Below are 21,763 nucleotides of genomic sequence, written 5' to 3'. Positions count from 1 at the left end.
GCGCGGGCCGGCGCTACTCAGCGTCGGGCGGCGCGGGCGGTGGCGTCGATGGCACCGGTCAGCGGGAGACAGCCCAGGCCAGCACCGCGGCCAGGAGCAGGCCGTTGAGCCCCGCCAGGGCCAGGTACGCCGCAGGCGGGATCTTCTTGCCCCGCCGTACGAAGGAGACCAGGACGGCGGCGTAGCCGAGCAGCAGGACGGCGATGACGATCAGGAAGTAGAACACCCGAAGACCTTAGCGGCCCCTCCCGCGCAGGCCGAGTTGGCGCAGCTCCAACGCGGCCAGGGCGTCGACGGTCTCGTCGTCGCCGCGCCGCCACGCCTCGGCGACGTCCGGAGCGATTCGGGTCAACCGACCCAGTGGCTGGGTGGCCAGCGCGCGCAGGGCGAGCAGGTCCCGACCGGCCGGGCCGGCGGCCAGCTTCGCGGCTGAAGAGGCCCGGCGCACCCACCGCACCCGCAGCGGCAGCCAACCGAAGAGCACCAGACCGAGTGGGAAGATCAGCACCGCGATGGCGAGGGCGAGGGCGAGTTGGTCGACCAGTTGCTGCTGGTCACGGCCGGCGTCGGCGAGTGACCGGGCGGCGTCGGCGGCCCGCTGGAAGGGCGCGGTCAGCTCGTCGCCGACCAGTGGCACCCGGCCGACCTTGCTGCCGGCCTCGCCCAGGTTGTCGGCGAGCCCACTACCGGCGCCCTCCAACTTCTGCCCCGGTACGGCGAGCTTCTGCACCAGGTCGTGCAGCCAGAGCGCGCCGCGGATCGCGACGTACACCCAGGCGACGACGAGCAGGTCGGTGAACAACTGGCGGGCGGCGGTCGGAAACCGATCGGCGTAGATCTTCACGCCGGACAGCGTGCCACGAACGGCCCGATTCTTGCAGCTGTGGAAATGAGTCTCGGGGGCGCGACCGACCATCGCCGCAGCAAGATCGTGCTCGATCGAGGAAGTAGTGGTGTCGGCGTGATCCGGAGGCCACTACATCCTTGATCGAGCACGATCTACGAAGGTGGTCCGGGTCGATGGCGGGCGGGGCGCGGGTGTCAGCGGACGCAGGTCGGGCAGGTGCCGAAGATTTCCAGGGTGTGGCTGACGTCGGCGTAGCCGTGCTGCGCGGCGACCCGGTCGGCCCAGCTCTCCACCGCAGGCCCGGCCACCTCCACGGTGCGCCCGCAGGCCCGGCAGACCAGGTGGTGGTGGTGCCCCTCGCTGCACCGGCGGTAGAGGTGCTCGCCGCCCGGCGGTCGCATCACGTCGATCTCACCAGAGTCGGCCAGCCCTTGCAGGGTGCGGTAGACGGTGGTCAGGCCGACCCGCTCGCCCCGCTGCCGCAGCATCGCGTGCAGGTCCTGGGCGCTGTGGAAGCCCTCCATCTCGCCCAGCAGCGCGCTCACCGCCGAGCGCTGCCGGGTGTTGCGCACCGCGGCGCCGCTCTCACTCATGATCCCTCCCCGGCGTGGCTGACCGCGTCCGCCACGATGTGCGCGACGTGCTCGTCGACCAGGCTGTAGGCAATCTCCCGACCTCGGCGGGAACCCCGCACCACGCCCGCACCCCGCAGCACCCGCAGGTGCTGGGAGACCAGCGGTTGCGTGGCGCCGAGCTTGTCCACCAGCTCGTGCACGCACCGCTCACCGTCGGCCAGCTCGCTGACGATGGCCAGCCGGATGGGCGCGGACAGGGCGCGGAGCAACTCGCTGGCCCCGTCGAACCCGTCGTAGCCCGTGGCGCTGGTCATCCTGCAACGGTAACCAATACCGCGGACATCTCGCTGATCAGGATCGACTCAGCACGACCTCGTGCGGTTCCGGTGTTGGCGCGGCGGTCGGTGTCGCCCGGCGGCGCAGCGTCCGCCAGACGCCGCCGGCCACGGCCACCACCAGGAAGGAGGCGATCGCCACCAGCACCACCGAGGCACCCGGCGCGGTGTCCGCCGTAGCCGCCACCCAGACACCGGAGCCGGCGGCGAAGAACCCGAGCGCCATCGCGGCGGTCATCGTGCTGCGGAAGCCCCGGGTGACCTGCTGGGCGGTGGCGACCGGCACCACCATCAGCGCGCTGATCAGCAGCACCCCGACGGCCCGCATCGCGATGGTCACGGTGACCGCGGTGGCGACCGCGATCAGCAGGTTCAGCGTGCGCACCGGCAGGCCGGAGACCCTGGCGTACTCCTCGTCGTGACTGACCGCGAAGAGCGCCGGGCGCAGCGCGATCATGGTGACCAGGATTGCCGCACCGAGCACCGCGATGGTGGTCAGGTCGCCGGGCGAGATGGTGGTCAGCGACCCGAACAGGTACGCGTTGAGGTTCGCGCTGGTCGCGTCGGAGAGGCCGACCAGCAGCACGCCGCCCGCGATGCCGCCGTAGAAGAGCAGGGCCAGGGCCAGGTCACCGGACGTACGCCCACGGGCACGGACCACCTCGATGGCGATCGCGCCGATGGTGGCGGCGATCACCGCCACCAGCACCGGCGAGCGGTTGAGCAGCAGGCCGGCCCCGACGCCGGTCAACGCCACGTGCCCGACGCCGTCGCCGATCAACGCGAGCCGGCGCTGCACCAGGTAGATGCCGAGTGCCGGCGCGGCCAGGCCGATCACCAGCGCACCGATCAGGGCACGCTGCATGTAGGGGTACTGGAAGAGTTCCATGCTCAGTTGCTCCACAGCCCGGCGGGCTCGTCAGGACCGTGCGGGTGCACGTGGTCGTGGTCGGGCTCCGCGTGATGGCCGGCTGGGTCCGGCACCGCGCCGTCGTGACAGATACCACCCTCGTGGACGACGACCGCCCGGGTGATCACCGGTCGCAGCGGGCCCAGCTCGTGGGCCACCAGCAGCACCGTCCCGCCGTCGGCGACGAAGTCGCGCAGCGCGCCGGCGAACGCCTCCTGGCTGGCCGCGTCCACCCCGGCGGTGGGCTCGTCGAGGACCAGCAGCTCCGGTTCGCCGGCCAGTGCGCGGGCGATCAGGGTGCGCTGCTGTTGGCCGCCGGAGAGCGTGGCCACCGGGTCGGTGGCCCGGTCGGCGAGCCCGACCGCGCGCAGTGCCGTGTCGACGGCGGCCCGGTCGGCTCGACCCGGCGGGCGGAACACCCCCCGACGGGCCAGCCGGCCGGAGGCCACCACCTCGCGGACGGTGGCCGGTACGCCGCCGCCGGCGCCCAGGCGCTGCGGGACGTACCCGATGCGTTCCCACTGCCGGAAGCGGCGCAACGGCCGGTCGAAGAGGGTGACCGAGCCGGCGCTGATCGGCACCAGCCCGAGAACGGCGCGGATCAGGGTGGACTTGCCGGAGCCGTTGGCCCCGAGCACCGCGACCACCTCACCGGCGGTCACGGTGAGCGAGATGTCCCGGAGCACGGGGCGGCCGTCGTAGCCGACCATTCCGTGCTCGACGGTGATGACAGGTGAGGTCACGAGCAGCTCAAGGCCGTCTGCAGGGTCTGCAGGTTCGTACGCATCACCGAAAGGTAGTCCCCGTTGCTGCCGGCGGCGAGCCCCTCGATCGGGTCCAGGACCGCGGTCTTCGCGCCGACCTGACCGGCGATCGTCTCGGCGACCTTCGGGCTGACCAGGGTCTCGAAGAAGATCGTGGTGGCGTGGTGCTCCTTCGCCTCCTCGATCACGTGCGCGAGCCGCTGCGGCGAGGGCTCGACGTCCGGGCTCAGCCCGGTGATGCCGACCTGGTCGAGCTGGTACCGGTCGGCGAGGTAGCCGAACGCGGCGTGGCTGGTCACGATCTCCCGCCGCTGGCAGGTCGCCAGGCCATTCCTGAACTCGCCGTCCAGGGTCGTCAGGTCGGCGCGCAGCGCCGCGGCACGGGCGGTGTAGTCGGCGGCGTTGTCCGGGTCGGCCTTGCCGAGCCGCTGGGCGAGCTGGTCACCGATGCCGGCCAGCCGGGTCGGGTCGAGCCAGACGTGCGGGTCCTTGCCGCCCGTCTCCTCGGCGTGCCCCTCCTCGCCTTCGTGGTCGTGCCCGCCAGCGGTCGCGTCCAGCAGTGGCTGCACGCTGGTCACGTCGAACGTCCGGTCGCCGCCGTTCTGCTCGACGGCGTCGTCCACCGCCGGCTGGAATCCCTTGAGGTAGACGATCAGCTCCGCCTCGGTGACCTGGCCGACCTGGCTCGGGCTGAGCTCCAGGTCATGCGGCTCCGCACCGGGCTTGGCGAGGTTGGTGACCCGCACGGCGTCGCCGCCGATCCGCTCGGCGAGGAACTGGAGGGGGTAGAACGCGGCCACCACGTCGACCCGTTGGGGGTCGGCACCGGCGGCACTGCCGGTGGAGCAGCCGGCCCCGGCGCCCAGGGCGAGGAGGGCGGTCGCGGCGGCCAGGACACGGGACGTGGTGCGGTTGGTCATGTCGTCAACTGTCCGTGGCAACGATAATGATTGTCAAAAACGCATGATTGCATGTCAGAGCAGCTTCGCGAGGCCCACCGTCACCAGCAGGGTGAGCATCACCAGTCGAATCAGCCGGGTCTGCGGTGCCTGAACCGCCCAGGTCGTGACCAACAGGGCGCTCAGGACCGCGGCGAGCGCGAGCGTCAGCAGCCCGCCGATCACCCCGGGCGTGAAGAACGCCACCAGCACCACCACCAGGGTGAGCAAGAACACCGACGTCGGGTTCGCCCCGGCCAACCGGGCCAGCAAAGGGCGCTGCGTACGCTGCATCCCACAGACTCTACGAGGAGGGACCCCCGTTGCTGGTGACCAACCGGTTCGTGGTCGACGTCGATCTAGCCGACGACTTCACCGAACGGGCGCACGCCGCCCTCACCGCACTGGCCGCCCGCCCCGGCTACCTGCGCGGTCAACTGGTCCGGGCGCTCGACGACCCCCGCCACTGGTCCCTGGTCACCGAATGGGAGTCGGTCGGTACGTACCGGCGGGCGCTGGGCGCCTTCGAGGTCAAGGTCAGCGCCGTGCCGTTGCTCGCCGAGTCGATCGACGAGCCCTCCGCGTACGAGGCGCTGGCCACCGCTGCCCCAGGCGGGGCCGTGGTCGTCGCCGAGAGTGATCGGGCTGCGGGTCCTTACCGCTGAGCCGCCGGACACTACGCTGCTCCTATGACCGCACCCGCCCCGCCACCCGGTCCCGGCGTGGCTCCGCCGTTCGCCGCGCCGCCCACCGAAGGCCGCCGGACTCGGCTCTGGATCGGCCTCGGCGTCGGCGCGCTCGCCGTGGTCCTCTGCTGTGGCGGGGGCGGCGCCGCCGTCGTCGGCCTGGCCGTCAGCGGCGTGCAGGCGATCCGGGAGCAGGCTCGCACCGTGACCGGCGACTACTACCAGGCGCTGGTCGAGCGGAACTACGGGCGGGCGTACGAGCAGCTCTGCGACGACGCGCAGCGGCGCGAGTCACGGCCCGAGTTCGAGCGGCGCGCCGCCGCCGAACCTCAGGTCACCGCCTTCCGGGTGGGTGAGGTGGACACGACCAGCCTGACCGTGCCGGTGGACGTGACGCTCGACGGCGGCGACCGGGAGCGTCAGCAGGTCAGCCTCGGTCAGGACGGTCAGACCGGCGGCGTGGAGGTCTGCGGGGTCAGCTGACCCGCCACCGGTATTCTGCTGGGCTTGGGGCGACGGTGGTCGTACCGTTGTCCCGAACCGACCGTTCCATCCACATCTCGCCCCCGCCGACCGCCAGCCGGCGTAGGAGGAAACATGCCAGCAGACCGTATCGACGCCGTCGTCAGCCTCGCCAAGCGCCGAGGCTTCGTCTTCCCCTCCAGCGAGATCTACGGAGGCACCCGATCGGCGTGGGACTACGGTCCGCTCGGTGTGGAGCTCAAGGAGAACGTCCGCCGGCAGTGGTGGAAGACCATGGTCCAGCAGCGCGACGACGTGGTCGGCCTCGACTCCGCGGTGATTTTGTCCCGCAAGGTGTGGGAGGCGTCCGGCCACATCGCCGAGTTCGTCGACCCGCTCACCGAGTGCCAGTTCTGCCACAAGCGGTTCCGGGCTGACCACCTGGAGGAGGCGTACGAGGCCAAGCACGGCAAGCCGCCGGCCTCGCTCGCCGAGCTCAACTGCCCCAACTGCGGCAACAAGGGCACCTTCACCGAGCCGAAGATGTTCAACGGCCTGATGAAGACCTACCTGGGCCCGGTGGAGAGCGACGAGGGGATGCACTACCTGCGCCCGGAGACCGCGCAGGGCATCTTCGTCAACTACAAGAACGTCGAGACGGTCGCCCGCAAGAAGCCGCCGTTCGGCATCGCGCAGACCGGCAAGTCGTTCCGCAACGAGATCACCCCGGGCAACTTCATCTTCCGGACCCGGGAGTTCGAGCAGATGGAGATGGAGTTCTTCGTCGAGCCGGGCACCGACGAGCAGTGGCACGAGTACTGGCTCCAGGAGCGCTGGAACTGGTACCTCGACCTCGGCCTGTCGGCGGACAACCTGCGCCTCTTCGAGCACCCCCAGGAGAAGCTCTCGCACTACTCGAAGCGGACGGTGGACATCGAATACCGCTTCCAGTTCGGTGGCACCGAGTTCGCCGAGCTGGAAGGTATCGCCAACCGCACCGACTTCGACCTTTCCACGCACAGCAAGCACTCCGGCGTCGACCTGTCGTACTTCGACCAGACCAAGAGTGAGCGCTGGATGCCGTACGTCATCGAGCCGGCCGCCGGTCTGACCCGCGCGGTGCTCGCCTTCCTGCTGGAGGCGTACGACGAGGACGAGGCGCCGAACACCAAGGGCGGCGTGGACAAGCGCACCGTCATGCGGTTCGACCCGCGGCTCGCCCCGGTCAAGGTGGCGGTGTTGCCGCTGTCCCGCAACGAGGCGCTGTCGCCGAAGGCCAAGGACCTCGCGACGCTGCTGCGCAAGCGCTGGGTGGTGGAGTTCGACGACTCGCAGGCGATCGGTCGCCGCTACCGCCGGCAGGACGAGATCGGCACCCCGTTCTGCGTGACGGTCGACTTCGACACCCTGGATGACAACGCCGTGACGGTCCGCAACCGGGACACCATGGCCCAGGAGCGGGTTTCCCTGGACCAGGTCGAGCGCTACCTGATCGAGCGCCTCCCCGGCTGCTGAAACGGTGGGCACGGAGCCTCGGCCGACGCGAAATGCGCCGGTCGGGGCCCCGTACACTTGTCCGGTGACCGCCTCGACCGTCCCCGCGCTGCGCCCGTTGACTCTCGGGCGGTACGAGGTGTGGCCGCCGGTGGTGCTCGCGCCGATGGCCGGGATCACCAACGTCGGGTTCCGGCGGCTCTGTCGGGAGCAGGGCGGCGGCATCTACGTCTGCGAGATGATCACCACTCGGGCGCTGGTCGAGCGGAACCCGAAGACGCTGCACATGATCGCCTTCGGCGCGGACGAGCATCCACGGAGCCTCCAGCTCTACGGCACCGATCCGGAGATCACCGCCGCCGCGGTGCGGATCGTGGTCGAGCGCGACCTGGCCGACCACATCGACCTCAACTTCGGCTGCCCGGTCCCCAAGGTGACCCGCCGGGGTGGCGGCGCGGCGTTGCCGTGGCGGCGTCGACTCTTCGCCCGGCTGGTGAGGGCCGCGGTGGACGCCGCGGCACCGTCCGGGGTGCCGGTCACCGTGAAGATGCGCAAGGGCATCGACGACGACCACCTGACGTACGTCGAGGCGGGGCTCGCCGCCCAGGACGCCGGGGTGGCCGCGGTGGCCCTGCACGGGCGGACGGCCGGGCAGCGCTACTCGGGCACCGCCGACTGGGACGCCATCGCCACCCTCAAGCAGGCCCTCGACGTGCCGGTGCTCGGTAACGGCGACATCTGGGAGGCCGACGACGCGTTGCGGATGGTCGCGCACACCGGGGTCGACGGCGTGGTGATCGGGCGGGGGTGCCTGGGCCGGCCGTGGCTCTTCGCCGACCTGGAGGCCGCCTTCAATGGTCGGCCGGAGCGGCGGCTGCCCACCCTCGGCGAGGTGGCGGTGACCATGCGCCGGCACGCTGAGCTGCTCGTCGACCAGTTTGTGGCCGCCGCCCGCACCCCGGCCCGGGGCGAGCGGGACGGTTGTGCCGACTTCCGCAAGCACGTCGCCTGGTATCTCAAGGGTTTCCCGGTCGGCGGCGAGCTGCGCCGCTCGCTGGCGATGATCGAGAGCCTGGCCCAGCTCGATGACCTGCTCGGCAAGCTCGACCCGGTGGAGCCGTTCCCGCTGACCGCCCTGGGCCAGCCGCGCGGGCGGACGAACTCTCCGGGCAAGGTCTTCCTGCCGGACGGCTGGCTGGCCAGCCGGGATGACGACGTCGTCCCCGAGGGCGCTGAGATGGACGACTCTGGCGGCTGACCGCACTGGCAATGGCACGACTCTGGCGGCTGACCGCACTGGCGAGGGCGCGACCCCGGCGCGGCGATGCGCAGGGGTTGGCGCACTGTGGAGCTGATGTCGTAGACGATTCAGCGCCTCGGTCGATGCCCTGAATCGTCTACGACATCAGCTCCAAAGGACCAGCGAACCACTCGATCCCAGCCGGCCTCGCCGGACTCGATCCCAGCCGGCCCTGCCGGACTGACCCGAACGACGACGAAGGGCCGGGCCCCTGGTGGGGTCCGGCCCTTCGGTCGTCTGTCCGCGGGTCAGCTGGTGGCGTAGCCGCGGGTGGCGATCCAGTCGGCGAGGTGCTCGGTGGTGACTTCGTAGGAGGCGGTGTTCGGGTTGGCGGAGTCGGCGATCTTCACCACGTTCCCGTTGTCGCGGTAGCCGACGACGCTGATGTAGTGCCCACCCTCGAAGGAGTGCACGCCGCCATCGGTGTCGGTGGTGGTGCCGGCGATGTTGGCGACCACGGCCCGGCCGTCGTCGACGGTCTTGACGACGTCGGCGCGCAGCGTGTCGGTCTGCTTGTCGTCCGCGGCGGGGCTGCTGATCTCGACGCTGCGGTAGGCGTCGTTCTTGCCGGTTTCCTTGTTCAGGACGGGGGTGATGTCGTTGATGCTGTTGGTGCCGTCCTCGGTGGTGCCCATTTCCTTGGCCATGGCGTCCACGCTGATGTCCTTGCCCTGCACACTGAGGGCGTTGCGGGTGGCGGCGGGGCCGCAGTAGTAGAAGTTCGGCTGCGCCTCGTAGCGCACACCCAGCTGACGCTCACCGGCGGGCTTGCGGTCGGCCTGGGTCTGGGCGGCGGGCTTGGCGTCGGCGGCGTACGCGGCGGTGATGGGGCCGGCGATGGCACCACCGGTGAACGCGAGTCCAGCGGCGGTCAGTGCGGTCTTACGGATCAGATCGGTACGCATGATGGCGTGCTCCTCTGCATTCAGGGGGAACCCACACGGCACTCAACACGGGGGGACGGTGCGACCGTGCGGGCAAAGGTTCACGGGAACGGCCCGGCGATCCGGGGGGGGGACCTGCTCGGGGTTCCGGGGGGATGTAACCGGGGCGGCCTACCGGATGTTCCCGGCGGCTGCCGGCGCCTGGCGGGTCCTGCCCGGCCAGCGGTTGGTTACCGGGGGGTGTAACCGTGCCGGTCCGGCGGGTGTTCCCACGGTCGGCGGCTACGGATGCAACCGGGGCGGCCGTACGGGTGTTCCCGGTGCGCCGGGCCGGGGGCCACGGTCGCATGCCAGGTATAACGACCCGGGCCGGCCCCCGATTCCACCGCCAGAGTGGCCCCGACCACGGGACACGCCGCCCACGACCGGACAGCCACCCACCGGCCTCGCATCCCGAACCAGACACCACGCACAAACCTGCCCCGCGATGACCGGCGTCGAGATCGACGCACTTTCCGGGAAAGTGCTGCCTTCGGACGCGTTGAGGCCACAATTTCCCCGGAAAGTGTGCGGATCTTGGCCGCCGGAGGCCCGGATGAGGTGATTTCGCCGGTTTGGGCGCGGGCGTCAGGGCTTGTCGGGGACGGGGGCAGGGGCAGGAGCGGGGAAGAAGGCGGTGTCGGGGCTGGTCTGGGTCGGAAGGTGCGGACGGGTCGGCTGGGTGAACCCGATCCCCTCTGCGGGCCAGGGGATCTCGGGGGAGCGGTGGAAGGTGACCCCGGCGGTGGCCCAGCGGGTGCCGTGCCCGGCCAGCCGGTCGCGGAACCCGGCCCAGTCGTGCGTCGCCCGGGGCGACCAGCCCAACTCGGCGATGGCGGGCAGCCGGGGGAACAGCATGAACTCGATCTCGGCCAGCGAGGTGATCGACTCGGTCCAGAGCGGGGCCTCCATGCCGAGGACCGCAGCCTCCGGCACGCCCGTCACGTGTGACCCGGGATCCCAGTCGTACGCGCGTCGCACGTCGATCAGGCCGGCCCAGTCCTGCCCGACCGGGGTGTCCGGGGCGTACTTCATGTCCAGGTAGGTGTGGTTGCCGGGGGAGAGGATGAGTCTGGCGCCCCGGCGTACCGCTTCGGCGGTCACCGCGTCAGCGCTGTCGGTGCCCCACCACTGCAGGACCCGCCCGTCGACGTGGGCGGCCGGTGCGAGCTGGTGCCAGCCGACAACGGTCTTCCCGAGGCCGGTCACGATGCGCTGGACCCGCTCGACGAAATCGGTGTAGACCTCGCCTTTCACCTTGAACGCCTCGTCGCCGCCGATGTGCAGCCACGGCCCGGGGGTGATCGCGGCCAGTTCGCTCAATACGTCGGCGATGAAGTCGTACGTCCGCTCATCGGTCGGGTCGACGTAGCTGAAACCGACCTCGGTGCCGGTGTAGGGCGGCGGCGCGGTCTTGTCCGGTGCCAGCTCCGGGTACGCGACCAGCGCCGAGTTGGTGTGCCCGGGGAGGTCGATCTCCGGGACGACAGTGATGTGGCGGGCGGCCGCGTAGGAGACGATCCGCACGTAGTCGGCCTTCGTGTAGTGCCCGCCGGGGCCGCCACCGACCTCGGTCGCCCCGCCGACGGTGGTCAACCTCGGCCAGGAGTCGATGGCGATCCGCCAGCCCTGATCGTCGGTGAGGTGCAGGTGCAGGTGGTTGAGCTTGTACCGGGCCAGGTGGTCGATCACCCGCAGCACGTCAGCGACGGCGAAGAAGTGCCGTGCCACGTCGAGCATCGCGCCCCGGTACGGGAAACGGGGTCGGTCGACGATCGACCCGCCGGGCAGCATCCAGCGCTCGGCGACCGGGACCGGGCTTTCGATCGCCGGTGGCAGCAGCTGGCGCAGGGTCTGCGCGCCGTGGAAGAGGCCGGTGGCGGTGACCGCGGTGATGGTGACCCCGGCCCGGGTCACGGCGAGCCGGTAACCCTCGGCGCCCAGGCCGTCGTCGTCGGTCAGCACGAGCGCGATGCCGCCGGCCGGTGTCGGTCGGGCGGCGTCGGTCACCGGCAGCGGGTATCCGGTGGCGGGGCGCAGCAGCTCGGCGAGCTGTTCGGCGACCGCCAGCGCGGCGGGATCGGCGGTGGCCACGACGACCGCCTCGGCCGGCAGCAGCCAGTCCTCGGACGGGTTCGGCTCGACGCTCTGTGGGGCGGGCACGACGTCGGCCAGACGGACTGGGGCCGGAGGGGCGAGCAGCTCGCCGGCGGCCCGTTCGGCGGCCCGGGCCAGTGTGGCGGCGTTCGGTTCGTGGGCTGACAGCGAGATCGGGCCGGGTCCGGCTGCGCCGGGGGTGGCGGTGGGTCCGGGGGAGGAGGTGGTCGACACGGCGGCGGCTCCGGGGTGTATTCGCGCCGGTTATGGCAAAAGCGAGGTTCACCGGCTGCGTTGCCAACCAGCGTACGGCGACGGGCGGGATGCGTGATAGTGCGCGTGGAAGCGTTCCCAAAAACCGGTACGAACACGGATAGTCGTGATAGCTGTGCCTATTGTCACCGAACGGTCCCAGGTCACCCGATGTTCGCTTAACCTTCGCCCACCGATCGGCGTTGACCCCCGGGATTACCGGTGGTCCGTTCCGGGGTAAGCAACTGAACCTTCGTTAAGTGTCAATCCGGCGCGTGTGTGGAGGCTCTGGTGGCAGCGCAAGAGACCGTCGATCAGAAGTACGTCTACGACTTCTCCGAAGGCAACAAGGATCTCAAGGACCTGCTCGGCGGCAAGGGGGCGAACCTCGCCGAGATGACCAACCTCGGCCTCCCTGTTCCGCCCGGCTTCACCATCACCACCGAAGCCTGTCAGGCGTACCTCGAAACCGGGCGGGAGCCGGACGGGCTCGCCGGTCAGATCGAGGCGCACCTGGAGTCGCTGGAGCGTACGATGGGCAAGCGCCTCGGCGACCCGCAGGACCCCCTGCTGGTCTCCGTCCGCTCCGGCGCCAAGTTCTCCATGCCCGGCATGATGGAGACCGTCCTCAACGTCGGCCTCAACGACCAGAGCGTGATCGGTCTTTCCGCGCAGGCCGGGGGCTCGGCTGGCCAGGCCGCCTCCGGCGGCGCAGACCGGTTCGCCTGGGACTCCTACCGCCGCCTCATCCAGATGTTCGGCAAGACCGTCTGCGAGGTCCCGGGCGAGGAGTTCGAGCACGCGCTCGACGGAATCAAGAACGCCAAGGGCACTCACAACGACCTGGACCTGGACGCCGACGACCTGCGCGGGCTGGTCGACGCGTACAAGAAGATCTTCCTGACGCACACCGGTCGGGAGTTCCCGCAGCAGCCGCGCGAGCAGCTCGACCTGGCGATCCGGGCGGTCTTCGAGTCGTGGAACGCCGACCGGGCGGTGCTCTACCGCCGCCAGGAGCGGATCCCGGCCGACCTCGGCACCGCGGTCAACGTGGTGACCATGGTCTTCGGCAACCTTGGCCCGGATTCCGGCACCGGTGTCGCGTTCACCCGCGACCCGGCCAGCGGCGCGCAGGGCATCTACGGCGACTACCTGGCCAACGCCCAGGGCGAGGACGTCGTCGCCGGCATCCGCAACACCGTGCCCCTGCAGGAGCTGGAGCAGCTCGACAAGTCCTCCTACGACGAGCTGCTCAGCATCATGGCTCGGCTGGAGGAGCACTACAAGGACCTCTGCGACATCGAGTTCACCATCGAACGTGGCAAGCTGTGGATGCTGCAGACCCGGGTCGGCAAGCGCACCGCCGCCGCCGCGTTCGTCATCGCCGGGCAGCTCGTCGACGAGGGCCTGATCGACCTGGACGAGGCGCTGCACCGGGTCAACGGCGCGCAGCTCGCCCAGCTGATGTTCCCCCGCTTCCAGCTCGACCACGAGTTCCAGCCGGTCGCCAAGGGCATCGGCGCCTCGCCCGGCGCGGCGTCCGGCAAGGTGGTCTTCACCTCCGCGCGGGCCGTCGAGCTGGCCGCCGAGGGTGAGTCGGTGATCCTGGTCCGTCGGGAGACCAACCCCGACGATCTGAACGGCATGATCGCCGCCCAGGGCATCCTCACCTCGCGTGGCGGCAAGACCAGCCACGCCGCCGTGGTGGCCCGGGGCATGGGCAAGACCTGCGTCTCCGGTGCCGACGAGATCGAGGTGAACGTACCGGCGAAGCGGTTCGCCGTGGCCGGGCAGACCGTCAACGAGGGCGACGTCGTGTCCATCGACGGCACCACCGGCAAGGTCTACCTGGGTGAGGTGCCGGTCATGCCGTCGGAGGTGGTGCAGTACTTCGAGGGCAGCCTCGACCCGGAGCACATCGACAACGCGCTGGTCCGGGCCGTACACCGGATCATGACGCACGCCGACAGCAAGCGGCGGCTCGCGGTCCGCACGAACGCCGACACCGGCGCGGACGCCGCCCGGGCCCGGCGCTTCGGCGCCGAGGGCATCGGGCTGTGCCGCACCGAGCACATGTTCCTCGGCGACCGGCGGGAGCTGGTCGAGCGGCTGATCCTGTCCCGAGCCGAGGGTGAGCGGGAAGCGGCGCTGGCGGCGCTGCTGCCGTTGCAGCGGGCCGACTTCGAGGAGATCTTCCGCGAGATGGACGGCCTGCCCGTCACGGTCCGGCTGATCGACCCGCCGCTGCACGAGTTCCTGCCTCCGCTGGAGCAGCTCGCGGTCAACGTCGCGGTCGCTCAGGAGCGCGGCGAGGACGTGGCCAAGGAGGAGGCGCTGCTCGCCGCCGTCCGGCGGATGCACGAGGAGAACCCGATGCTCGGGCTGCGGGGCGTCCGCCTCGGCCTGGTCATCCCCGGCCTGTTCGCGATGCAGGTCCGGGCCATCGCCGAGGCGGCGGTCAGCTGCGCCCGTGGCGGCGGGGTAGCGAAACCGGAGATCATGGTGCCGCTGGTCGGAGCCGTGCAGGAGCTGGAGACGGTCCGCGCCGAGGCCGAGAAGATCATCGCGGAGGTGGTCGGGGACAGCGGGGTCGAGGTGCTGATCGGCACCATGATCGAGGTGCCCCGGGCGGCACTGACCGCCGGGCAGATCGCCGAGGCGGCCGAGTTCTTCTCGTTCGGCACCAACGACCTGACCCAGATGGGCTGGGGCTTCTCCCGCGACGACGTCGAGGGCGCGTTCTTCTGGCGCTACCTGGAGCTGGGCATCTTCGGAATCTCACCATTCGAGTCGATCGACCGCGACGGTGTGGGCCGGCTGGTGCGGATCGCCGCCGAGGAGGGCCGGGCCGCCCGGCCCGGGCTGAAGCTCGGCGTCTGCGGTGAGCACGGCGGCGACCCCGACTCGGTGCACTTCTTCCACGAGGTCGGCCTGGACTACGTGTCCTGCTCGCCGTTCCGCGTGCCGGTGGCCCGGCTGGAGGCCGGCCGGGCGGTCGTGGAGACCGGCGGTTCGGACAGCCGCTGACGCGGGGCCGGCGGCGGACCGGGCGACCGGGCCGCCGCCGGCTCAGATCGGCGGGCGACGCCAGGTGGGCCGGGACGAGCGGCGCAACTGGGCCGGCAGGGTGGCCATCGGGGTACGCACGGCCAGCGGGGCGTACGCATCCGGAACAGCGGTGGCGCCGATCCCGCCGCCGCGAATGTCCAGTACGGAGCCGGCCCGCCGGGCCACGGCACGCGCCTCCTCGTGCAGCGCCTCCAGATCGTCCGCCGCCGACACGGTGACCAGGGTCAGCAGGGCGGTACGCCCGGCCGGGTAGGTCACCACACAGCCGGCGGTGGTGCGCACCACCGACTCCCGGAACTCGCCCTGCCGTGCCGTGTCGGCCATCCGGTGGCCGAGCCCGAAGCTGGCCGCGGCGAGCGCCGCGAGGTGGGTGGCGTCGGTGCTGGGCAGGTCACTGGAGATGAGCAGCCCGTCGGTGCCGGCCAGCACCGTCCCGGCGACCTCGGGGCGGCGTCGACGCAACCCGCGTAGCTCCGTTCCCACCACCGTGTCCGCGTCCACGAGCGTCACCCCTAACCGGTCGGGCTCTGTGTGTCAGTCGGCTGGTCACGTTCCGCGCTGGGAACGCTACCGGTGGCCACCCTCCGCCCGCGAGCCCGTGACCCTCGGCAATCGGTTGACAACTCCGAGCCAATCGGCGGTTGTGCACCCATCGTCGATGCGTCGGAGGCGGGTCGAGCCGCTGTGGCGGGCGTAATCTTGGCTCGCTCGCGCACGGCAGATTGCGTACGGCGTCGAACGGGAAGGGTGACTGCATGACCAGTGTCTGGGAGAGCCTGACCGTTGACGCCCGCGATCCGGCCCGACTGGCCCGATGGTGGGCCGAGGCGCTCGGCTATCAGGTCGTCACCGAGAAGCCGGACGAGGTGGAGATCCGCCAGTCCGCCGACCGCCTGCCCGGCCTGGTCTTCGTGCCGGTGACCGACGCCAAGGAGCGTAAGAACCGCCTGCACCTCGACCTGCGACCCGCCGACCAGGAGGCCGAGGTAGAGCGGCTCGTCGACATGGGCGCCCGGCACGTCGACATCGGACAGGGCCACGTCGAGTGGACGGTGCTGGCCGACCCGGAGGGCAACGAGTTCTGCGTGTTGCATGCCCGCGAGGAGTGAGTCGGCGGAAGCCCGGCTGGTCGAGGAGCCGCCCAAGGACACCGGGCACCGTCGGTCACCGTACGAGCGCGACCGGGCCCGGGTGCTGCACTCCGCGGCGTTCCGCCGGCTGGCCACCAAGACCCAGGTGCACACCGCCGGCACCGACGACTTCCTGCGTACGCGGCTGACGCACTCGCTGGAGGTGGCCCAGATCGCCCGGGAGATGGGTGCCCGACTGGGCTGCGACCCGGACGTGGTGGACGTCGCCGGGCTCGCCCACGACCTCGGGCACCCGCCGTTCGGGCACAACGGTGAGGCGGCCCTGGACCTGCTCGCCACACCGTGCGGCGGCTTCGAGGGCAACGCGCAGACCCTGCGGGTGCTGACCCGCCTGGAGGCGAAGGTGCTCGCCCCGGACGGCTCGTCGGCCGGGCTCAACCTGACCCGGGCGTCGCTCGACGCGATCGGCAAGTACCCCTGGCCGCGCCGCCCCGGGGAGCGCAAGTTCGGGGTGTACGCCGACGACGTGGCCGTCTTCGACTGGATCCGGGCCGGTGCGCCCGGAGACCGGCGCTGCCTTGAGGCACAGGTGATGGACTGGGCCGACGACGTCGCGTACTCGGTGCACGACGTGGAGGACGGCATCCACGGCGGGTACGTCACGCTGCACCCGCTGCTCAGCGACGCCGACGAGCGGGCCGCGCTCTGTGTCGACGTGGCCGGCGCCTACTCGGGGGAGGCCGAGGTCGACCTGGCCGAGGTGCTGGTCGAGCTGCTGGCCGACCCGCTGCTCGCCCCCCTGGTCGGGTACGACGGCAGCCACCGTGCGCAGATCGCGCTGAAGGCCACCACCAGTGGGTTGACCGGCCGGTTCGTGGCCGCGGCGGTGGCCGCCACGGAGGAACGCTTCGGTCCCGGCCCGCACCGCCGCTACGCCGCCGACCTGGTGGTGCCCCGGCTGGTCCGGGCACAGTGCGCCCTGCTCAAGGGCATCGCGCTGCGTTACGTGATGCGTCGAGCCGGCTTCCGGGGCCGCTACGAGCGGCAGCGGACGATGCTGGCCGAACTGGTCGCCGCACTGGTCCGGAGGGCGCCGGAGGGGCTCGACCCGATCTTCGCCCCGCTGTGGCGGGCCGCCCCGGACGACACGGCCCGACTGCGGGTGGTGATCGATCAGGTCGCCTCGCTCACCGACCCGGCGGCGGTGACCTGGCACACCCGCCTGGTCGGTGAGAGCCGACCGCCGACCCGGCATGGCGCAGCTTAGGCTAGCCTAACTGGCATGACGGAGCGCCCCAGGAACGTCACCTCGGCAAGAGTGCTGCGCACCGAGCGGCCCACCCCGCACCTGATCCGGCTCGTCCTCGGTGGGGACGAGCTGGCCGACCTGCCGGTGGGTGAGTTCACCGACCACTACATCAAGGTGGTGTTCCCGCAGCCCGGCGTCGCCTACCCGGAGCCGCTGGACCTCGCCGCGATCCGCCGGGACATGCCCCGGGAGCAGTGGCCCCGGCAGCGCGCGTACACCGTGCGGCGCTGGGACCCGCTGGCCGAGGAGCTGACCGTGGACGTGGTGCACCACGGCGACGAGGGGCTGGCCGGCCCCTGGGCCGCCGCGCTGCGCCCGGGCGACCCGGTGCACTTCATCGGGCCCGGCGGGGCGTACGCCCCGAGCCCGGACGCGGACTGGCACCTGCTGGTCGGCGACGAGAGCGCCCTGCCGGCGATCGCCGCGGCCCTGGAGCGGCTGCCGCTGGGCGCCCCGGCCCACGTCTTCGTGGAGATCGCCGACCCGGCGGAGGAGCAGAAGCTGCTCAGCCCCGGCGCGGTCCAGCTCACCTGGCTGCACCGTGGCGACCGCCCGGTGGGCGAGGCACTGGTGGCGGCAGTCCGGGAGTTGGAGTTCCCGCCCGGGCAGGTGCACGCCTTCGTGCACGGCGAGGCGACCTTCGTCCGGGAGCTGCGCCGCCTGCTGCGCGCCGAGCGAGGCGTGCCCGCCGGTCAGCTCTCCATCTCCGGCTACTGGCGGCGCGGGCTGGACGACGAGGGCTGGCGCTCCACGAAGGCCGACTGGAACCGGCAGGTGGAGGCCGAGGAGCCCGCCACTGCCTGAGGACACCTCAGCCTTCGGCCACGTCCTCCGACTCCCGACCGGCCCTGTTCAGGCGGCGGGTGAGCACCACGGAGTACCCGACGATCGCCGCAGCGAGCAGGAACAGCAGCAGGCGCGGCTCGCGTACCGCCGCGGCGATCAGGCTGACCGAGACCACCCCGTAGCAGGTGATCGCCAGCCGGAGGAGGTTCGGAGGGCTCCACAGCCAGTACAGGGCCAGCCCGCAGAGCATCCAGACGACCACCGAGCCAGCCAGCAGCAGCCGCAGCTCCAACGGCAGCCGGACCGCGTCGTCGTCGACGAGCCGGACGACCTGCCCGAGCGCCCAGCCGAGCACCAGCAGTGCCCCGTCGAGCGGGACGTGCAGGTAGCTGTACGCCTGCCCGCCCCGCAGTCGACTCGCCACCAGGTGAGTGGTGACGAACGTGGTGTAGAGCCACCAGATCGCGGCCGGCACCAGGAAGGCGATTCCGGCGGTGAGGATCATGTGCGGTCGGGGGTGGTCCGGCACCGCGAAGAGCAGGCTGGCCAGCGCGCTTCCCAGCACGATGATGGTGAACTGCCCGATCCGTTCCGGCAGGTGCCGGTTGTCCACCGGCCACTGGTTGAGCCAGCGCACGCCGACCCACGGCGTGGCCAGCTCGATGCACATCGCGATGATCCACAGCACCGGGCGCAGCGCGCTGGGCGTGGTCAGCGACACCAGCCAGATCAGCCAGCCCGACCCGAAGCCGATCAGGTAGACCGTCGTCACCATGCGAGCCATCGGGCTGGTCGGCCGGGCCCGCAGGTACAGCACTAGCAGCACACCCCGCACGATCAGGTACCCGACCGGCAGGAGCACGCTCTCCGGCACCTCGTCAACGCCGAGCGTCATCGCGCCCGCCCCGACCAACGCGACCAGCACCAACACCCGGTGCAGCGCGTCGTCCGGGTCGAACCGGGTGTCGTAGTAGACCTGCCCCACCCAGGCCCACTGGACCACCACGAAGAGCCCGATCACGGCCAGTACGGCCTCCGGCGCCGGGGTGGGGTCGTTGCCCAACCGGGCCACCACCGCCGCCAGCGCGTACACGAAGATGACGTCGAGGAAGAGCTCCAGCCAGGTGGCGTGCCGGTGACCAGCCTCGTCTGTCTGAGGGGGCTGTCCGCGTAGCCCCAGCCGGCCGGTCAACCATCCGCTCGGCCGGAGGTCGTCGGTCCGTACCCTGCGCATCTGGTCATGGTCCCCGCGCGGGCCCGGCTGCCGGGCCGGAACCGCGGAGCCGGCAGCGGCCGCCGCCACATCCGGCGTCCCCCGGCCGGCACGTCGTCGGTCCGGCAGGGCAGGATGTACGGCGAGGGGGTGGCGCATGGCTGGGCGGATCCGGGACGAGGACATCGCACTGGTCCGGGAACGCACCTCGATCGGGGATGTGATCTCCGAGACGGTCACCCTGAAGTCCGCCGGCGGCGGCAACCTCAAGGGCCTGTGCCCGTTCCACGACGAGAAGAGCCCGTCGTTCAACGTCTCGCCGGCCCGCAACGTCTGGTACTGCTTCGGCTGCGGGGCCGGCGGCGACGCGATCAAGTTCCTGATGGACGCCGACCACCTCAGCTTCGTCGAGTCCGTCGAGCGGCTGGCCGGCCGCGCCGGCATCCAACTGCGCTACATCGAGGACGACAAGGGCACTCCACGCCCCCGTCCGCAGCAGGGCCAGCGTCAGCGCCTGGTCGCCGCGCACGCCGCCGCGGTCGAGTTCTACCGGGCGCAGCTCAGCACCGCCGGGGCCCGGCCGGCACGGGAGTTCCTGGCCCAGCGAGGGTTCGACCGGGCCGCCGCCGAGCGCTACGGCTGCGGCTTCGCGCCGGATGGCTGGGACCTGCTCACCAAGCACCTGCGCCAGCAGGGTTTCACCCACCAGGAGCTGGTCACCGCCGGGTTGTCCCGGGAGGCGCGCTCGGGCAGCCTCATCGACCGGTTCCGCCGCCGGCTCCTCTGGCCGATCCGCGACCTCGCCGGCGACGTGATCGGCTTCGGCGCGCGCAAGCTCTTCGACGACGACGACGGCCCGAAATACCTGAACACCCCCGAGACGCCGATCTACAAGAAGTCGCACGTGCTCTACGGCATCGACCAGGCCAAGCGGGAGATCGCCAAGCAGGGCAGGGCGGTGATCGTCGAGGGCTACACCGACGTGATGGCCTGCCACCTCGCCGGGGTGACCACGGCGGTGGCGACCTGCGGCACCGCTTTCGCAGCGGACCACATATCCGTCCTGCGTCGGCTCCTGTTCGACAGCGACGAGGTGGCCGGCGAGATCATCTTCACCTTCGACGGCGATGCCGCCGGCCAGAAGGCCGCACTGCGCGCCTTCGAAGACGATCAGCGCTTCGTCGGGCGCACCTTCATCGCCGTCAGCCCCGACAACATGGACCCGTGCGATCTGCGGCTCGCCAAGGGCGACCTGGCGGTGCGTGACCTCGTCGCCCGCCGCGAGCCTCTGGTCGACTTCGCGCTGCGACACGTGATCAGCCGCTTCGACCTGGACACCGTCGACGGCCGGGTCGAGGCGATGCGCCACGCCGCGCCGCTGGTCGCGCGACTCAAGGACCGGGAAAAGCGCCCAGAGTACGTCCGCAAGCTCGCCATGGACCTCGGCATGGAGATCGAGCCGGTGCAGCGTGCCGTGCTCGCCGCCGCCAACACCCCGCCGCCCGGCACCCGCGACGCTCCACCCGCCGCCCGGCCCAGGTCGGCCCGCCCCGAGCCGGTACTGGACAGCCCGCTGTCGATGGTCGAGCGCGAGGCGCTGAAGCTCGCCCTCCAGCAGCCGGTTCTCGCCGGGCCCATGTTCGACGCCGTCGAGGCCACCGAATACCGCCACCCGGTGCACGTCGGGGTCCGTACGGCCATCGCTACGGCCGGTGGGGCCGCGTCGGCGACCGGCGGCGCGGTCTGGATCGAGTCGGTCCGCGACGCCTGCGACGACCTGGCGTCAGCAGCGCTGGTCGGCGAGCTGGCGGTGGAGCCGCTGCGGATCGACGGAGAACCGGACCCACGCTACGTGTCGATCACGATGGCGCGGGTGCAGTTCGGGTCGGTGACCGCCCGGGTCCGGGACCTCAAGTCACGCATCCAGCGGATCAACCCGGTCAACAACAAGGACGAGTACTTCGCCGCCTTCGGCGAGCTGCTGTCACTGGAGCAGCACGCCCGGGCGCTGCGCGAGCAGGCCGCGGGAGGCCTCTAGATGGGACTGTTCAGCCGGAAACCGAAGCTGCCACCGGCCGACCGGCCGCCGCTGACCGCCGACGAACGGGTGCTGGCGTGGGCGGCCGCCGGCAACGGCGAGGGCGACGGGGTGGTGGTCGCCACCAACCTCGGGCTGTGGCTGCCCGGTCGAGGGCACCGGCTCGGCTGGCACACCATCCTCAAGGCGGTCTGGTCCGGCCGGGAGTTGACCGTCACGCCCGCCGAGACCGTCGTCGAACGCGACGGCCACACGGTGGTCGCCGACGGCCCGACCGAGACGTATCTCCTCCTCGACCCGGGTGAGCTGCCGCACCAGGTGCGGGCGCGGGTGACCCGCTCGGTCGCGTACACCGAGCACCACCCGGTGCCCGGCGGCGCGGCCCGGGTCGCGGCCCGGCGCGTGGCCGGGGCCGACGGTCTGACCTGGACGGTCCGACTCGACCCCGGCACCCCGGCGGACGACGAGGCCCTGCTCGCCGAGACCGACCGCCTGGTCACCGTGGCCCGCGCCGCCACCGCGCCGGCCGACGCCTAGCCGCGCTGTCCACCCCACCCCACCCCACCCCACCCCGCCCACCCCACCCCACCCCGCCCCGCCGGCGTCACCCTCGCCTGCAACGTCGACACCCCGCAAGAGGTCGACGTGGCCTTCGCCGCGGCGGTCGCGGCGGG

Annotated in this window: 21 protein-coding genes and 1 pseudogene; 10 read left to right on the top strand and 12 right to left on the bottom strand. The window is 71.5% G+C overall.

Going from position 1 to position 21,763, the window contains the following annotated elements:
- Positions 1 to 58 precede the first annotated feature (58 nt).
- From ABZS37_RS30875 to ABZS37_RS30840, 8 genes are all read right to left on the bottom strand, one after another.
- Positions 59 to 226 carry a hypothetical protein gene (locus tag ABZS37_RS30875; protein WP_355174814.1) on the bottom strand — a complete coding sequence of 56 codons (168 nt, stop codon included), beginning with the start codon at positions 224 to 226 and terminating at the stop codon, positions 59 to 61.
- 9 nt (positions 227 to 235) lie between these two features.
- Positions 236 to 844, bottom strand: a complete 609-nt coding sequence (locus tag ABZS37_RS30870; protein WP_355174812.1) for a hypothetical protein — start codon at positions 842 to 844, stop codon at positions 236 to 238.
- 197 nt (positions 845 to 1,041) lie between these two features.
- Positions 1,042 to 1,440, bottom strand: a complete 399-nt coding sequence (locus tag ABZS37_RS30865; protein ID WP_355174810.1) for a Fur family transcriptional regulator — start codon at positions 1,438 to 1,440, stop codon at positions 1,042 to 1,044.
- The gene (locus ABZS37_RS30860) at positions 1,437 to 1,736 is read right to left on the bottom strand and encodes a metalloregulator ArsR/SmtB family transcription factor (protein ID WP_355174808.1); all 300 of its coding nucleotides are present in this window, start codon (positions 1,734 to 1,736) and stop codon (positions 1,437 to 1,439) included. The genes ABZS37_RS30865 and ABZS37_RS30860 overlap by 4 nt, the downstream gene beginning before the upstream one ends.
- A gap of 37 nt (positions 1,737 to 1,773) precedes the next feature.
- Positions 1,774 to 2,646: a metal ABC transporter permease gene (locus ABZS37_RS30855; protein WP_355174806.1), complete on the bottom strand. Its 873-nt coding sequence runs from the start codon at positions 2,644 to 2,646 to the stop codon at positions 1,774 to 1,776.
- Positions 2,647 to 2,648: 2 nt separating this feature from the next.
- Positions 2,649 to 3,410, bottom strand: coding sequence for an ABC transporter ATP-binding protein (locus ABZS37_RS30850; protein WP_355174804.1), 762 nt, complete (start codon positions 3,408 to 3,410; stop codon positions 2,649 to 2,651).
- On the bottom strand, positions 3,407 to 4,351 hold the full coding sequence (locus ABZS37_RS30845; protein ID WP_355174802.1) for a metal ABC transporter substrate-binding protein: 945 nt from the start codon (positions 4,349 to 4,351) through the stop codon (positions 3,407 to 3,409). Before ABZS37_RS30845 ends, ABZS37_RS30850 begins: the two co-directional genes overlap by 4 nt.
- Positions 4,352 to 4,405: 54 nt before the next feature.
- Complete coding sequence (locus ABZS37_RS30840) at positions 4,406 to 4,663, bottom strand: hypothetical protein (protein ID WP_355174800.1); 258 nt, start codon at positions 4,661 to 4,663, stop codon at positions 4,406 to 4,408.
- Between the two features lie 29 nt (positions 4,664 to 4,692).
- Here ABZS37_RS30840 and ABZS37_RS30835 point away from each other — a divergent pair, with 29 nt between their 5' ends.
- The 4 genes from ABZS37_RS30835 to dusB all read left to right on the top strand — a co-directional run bounded on the left by ABZS37_RS30835 (position 4,693) and on the right by dusB (position 8,269).
- The gene (locus tag ABZS37_RS30835) at positions 4,693 to 5,034 is read left to right on the top strand and encodes an antibiotic biosynthesis monooxygenase (RefSeq protein WP_354997418.1); all 342 of its coding nucleotides are present in this window, start codon (positions 4,693 to 4,695) and stop codon (positions 5,032 to 5,034) included.
- 24 nt (positions 5,035 to 5,058) lie between these two features.
- On the top strand, positions 5,059 to 5,538 hold the full coding sequence (locus tag ABZS37_RS30830) for a hypothetical protein (protein ID WP_355174798.1): 480 nt from the start codon (positions 5,059 to 5,061) through the stop codon (positions 5,536 to 5,538).
- Between the two features lie 114 nt (positions 5,539 to 5,652).
- Entirely contained in the window at positions 5,653 to 7,032 is a 1,380-nt protein-coding gene (locus tag ABZS37_RS30825) for a glycine--tRNA ligase (protein WP_355174796.1), read from the top strand.
- Positions 7,033 to 7,096: 64 nt separating this feature from the next.
- On the top strand, positions 7,097 to 8,269 hold the full coding sequence (dusB, locus tag ABZS37_RS30820) for a tRNA dihydrouridine synthase DusB (RefSeq protein ID WP_355174794.1): 1,173 nt from the start codon (positions 7,097 to 7,099) through the stop codon (positions 8,267 to 8,269).
- A 290-nt stretch (positions 8,270 to 8,559) separates the two neighbouring features.
- Here the strand turns inward: dusB and ABZS37_RS30815 are convergent, their stop codons facing one another.
- On the bottom strand, positions 8,560 to 9,216 hold the full coding sequence (locus ABZS37_RS30815) for a C39 family peptidase (RefSeq protein WP_355174792.1): 657 nt from the start codon (positions 9,214 to 9,216) through the stop codon (positions 8,560 to 8,562).
- Between the two features lie 606 nt (positions 9,217 to 9,822).
- A complete protein-coding gene (locus ABZS37_RS30810) occupies positions 9,823 to 11,505 on the bottom strand; it encodes a beta-N-acetylhexosaminidase (protein WP_355174824.1) in 1,683 nt (560 codons plus the stop codon).
- 369 nt (positions 11,506 to 11,874) lie between these two features.
- On the opposite strand from ABZS37_RS30810, the gene ppdK reads away from it, so the two are divergent.
- A complete protein-coding gene (gene ppdK, locus ABZS37_RS30805; protein ID WP_355174790.1) occupies positions 11,875 to 14,610 on the top strand; it encodes a pyruvate, phosphate dikinase in 2,736 nt (911 codons plus the stop codon).
- Between the two features lie 42 nt (positions 14,611 to 14,652).
- Here ppdK and ABZS37_RS30800 read toward each other — a convergent pair whose 3' ends face one another.
- Entirely contained in the window at positions 14,653 to 15,153 is a 501-nt protein-coding gene (locus ABZS37_RS30800) for a roadblock/LC7 domain-containing protein (protein ID WP_355174788.1), read from the bottom strand.
- A 254-nt stretch (positions 15,154 to 15,407) separates the two neighbouring features.
- On the opposite strand from ABZS37_RS30800, the gene ABZS37_RS30795 reads away from it, so the two are divergent.
- The 3 genes from ABZS37_RS30795 to ABZS37_RS30785 are packed head-to-tail and all read left to right on the top strand — an operon-like array spanning position 15,408 to position 17,856.
- The gene (locus tag ABZS37_RS30795; protein WP_354997410.1) at positions 15,408 to 15,761 is read left to right on the top strand and encodes a VOC family protein; all 354 of its coding nucleotides are present in this window, start codon (positions 15,408 to 15,410) and stop codon (positions 15,759 to 15,761) included.
- Complete coding sequence (locus tag ABZS37_RS30790) at positions 15,745 to 17,010, top strand: deoxyguanosinetriphosphate triphosphohydrolase (RefSeq protein ID WP_355174786.1); 1,266 nt, start codon at positions 15,745 to 15,747, stop codon at positions 17,008 to 17,010. Before ABZS37_RS30795 ends, ABZS37_RS30790 begins: the two co-directional genes overlap by 17 nt.
- Positions 17,011 to 17,025: 15 nt before the next feature.
- The gene (locus ABZS37_RS30785; protein ID WP_355174784.1) at positions 17,026 to 17,856 is read left to right on the top strand and encodes a siderophore-interacting protein; all 831 of its coding nucleotides are present in this window, start codon (positions 17,026 to 17,028) and stop codon (positions 17,854 to 17,856) included.
- A gap of 7 nt (positions 17,857 to 17,863) precedes the next feature.
- Here the strand turns inward: ABZS37_RS30785 and ABZS37_RS30780 are convergent, their stop codons facing one another.
- A complete protein-coding gene (locus ABZS37_RS30780; RefSeq protein WP_355174782.1) occupies positions 17,864 to 19,072 on the bottom strand; it encodes a low temperature requirement protein A in 1,209 nt (402 codons plus the stop codon).
- Positions 19,073 to 19,186: 114 nt separating this feature from the next.
- Between ABZS37_RS30780 and dnaG the strand changes: the two are divergent.
- Both dnaG and ABZS37_RS30770 read left to right on the top strand, forming a co-directional pair.
- Positions 19,187 to 21,089, top strand: a pseudogene (dnaG, locus tag ABZS37_RS30775) (DNA primase).
- Complete coding sequence (locus ABZS37_RS30770; RefSeq protein WP_355174780.1) at positions 21,090 to 21,626, top strand: hypothetical protein; 537 nt, start codon at positions 21,090 to 21,092, stop codon at positions 21,624 to 21,626.
- The last annotated feature ends 137 nt before the right edge of the window (positions 21,627 to 21,763 follow it).

The sequence above is a fragment of the Micromonospora sp. NPDC005413 genome (assembly GCF_040606435.1).
Lineage (GTDB): Bacteria > Actinomycetota > Actinomycetes > Mycobacteriales > Micromonosporaceae > Micromonospora.
Note: the sequence above shows the minus strand (reverse complement) of the source record. Positions and strands in the feature narration are given on the sequence as shown.

What these genes read in the sequence shown, in the direction of transcription:
- ABZS37_RS30865 (WP_355174810.1), bottom strand. Translation starts at nt 1,440, where the DNA reads ATGAGTGAGAGCGGCGCCGCGGTGCGCAACACCCGGCAGCGCTCGGCG.
- ABZS37_RS30860 (WP_355174808.1), bottom strand. Translation starts at nt 1,736, where the DNA reads ATGACCAGCGCCACGGGCTACGACGGGTTCGACGGGGCCAGCGAGTTG.
- ABZS37_RS30855 (WP_355174806.1), bottom strand. Translation starts at nt 2,646, where the DNA reads ATGGAACTCTTCCAGTACCCCTACATGCAGCGTGCCCTGATCGGTGCG.
- ABZS37_RS30845 (WP_355174802.1), bottom strand. Translation starts at nt 4,351, where the DNA reads ATGACCAACCGCACCACGTCCCGTGTCCTGGCCGCCGCGACCGCCCTC.
- ABZS37_RS30840 (WP_355174800.1), bottom strand. Translation starts at nt 4,663, where the DNA reads ATGCAGCGTACGCAGCGCCCTTTGCTGGCCCGGTTGGCCGGGGCGAAC.
- ABZS37_RS30830 (WP_355174798.1), top strand. Translation starts at nt 5,059, where the DNA reads ATGACCGCACCCGCCCCGCCACCCGGTCCCGGCGTGGCTCCGCCGTTC.
- ABZS37_RS30825 (WP_355174796.1), top strand. Translation starts at nt 5,653, where the DNA reads ATGCCAGCAGACCGTATCGACGCCGTCGTCAGCCTCGCCAAGCGCCGA.
- ABZS37_RS30815 (WP_355174792.1), bottom strand. Translation starts at nt 9,216, where the DNA reads ATGCGTACCGATCTGATCCGTAAGACCGCACTGACCGCCGCTGGACTC.
- ABZS37_RS30795 (WP_354997410.1), top strand. Translation starts at nt 15,408, where the DNA reads ATGACCAGTGTCTGGGAGAGCCTGACCGTTGACGCCCGCGATCCGGCC.
- ABZS37_RS30790 (WP_355174786.1), top strand. Translation starts at nt 15,745, where the DNA reads ATGCCCGCGAGGAGTGAGTCGGCGGAAGCCCGGCTGGTCGAGGAGCCG.
- ABZS37_RS30785 (WP_355174784.1), top strand. Translation starts at nt 17,026, where the DNA reads ATGACGGAGCGCCCCAGGAACGTCACCTCGGCAAGAGTGCTGCGCACC.
- ABZS37_RS30780 (WP_355174782.1), bottom strand. Translation starts at nt 19,072, where the DNA reads ATGCGCAGGGTACGGACCGACGACCTCCGGCCGAGCGGATGGTTGACC.
- ABZS37_RS30770 (WP_355174780.1), top strand. Translation starts at nt 21,090, where the DNA reads ATGGGACTGTTCAGCCGGAAACCGAAGCTGCCACCGGCCGACCGGCCG.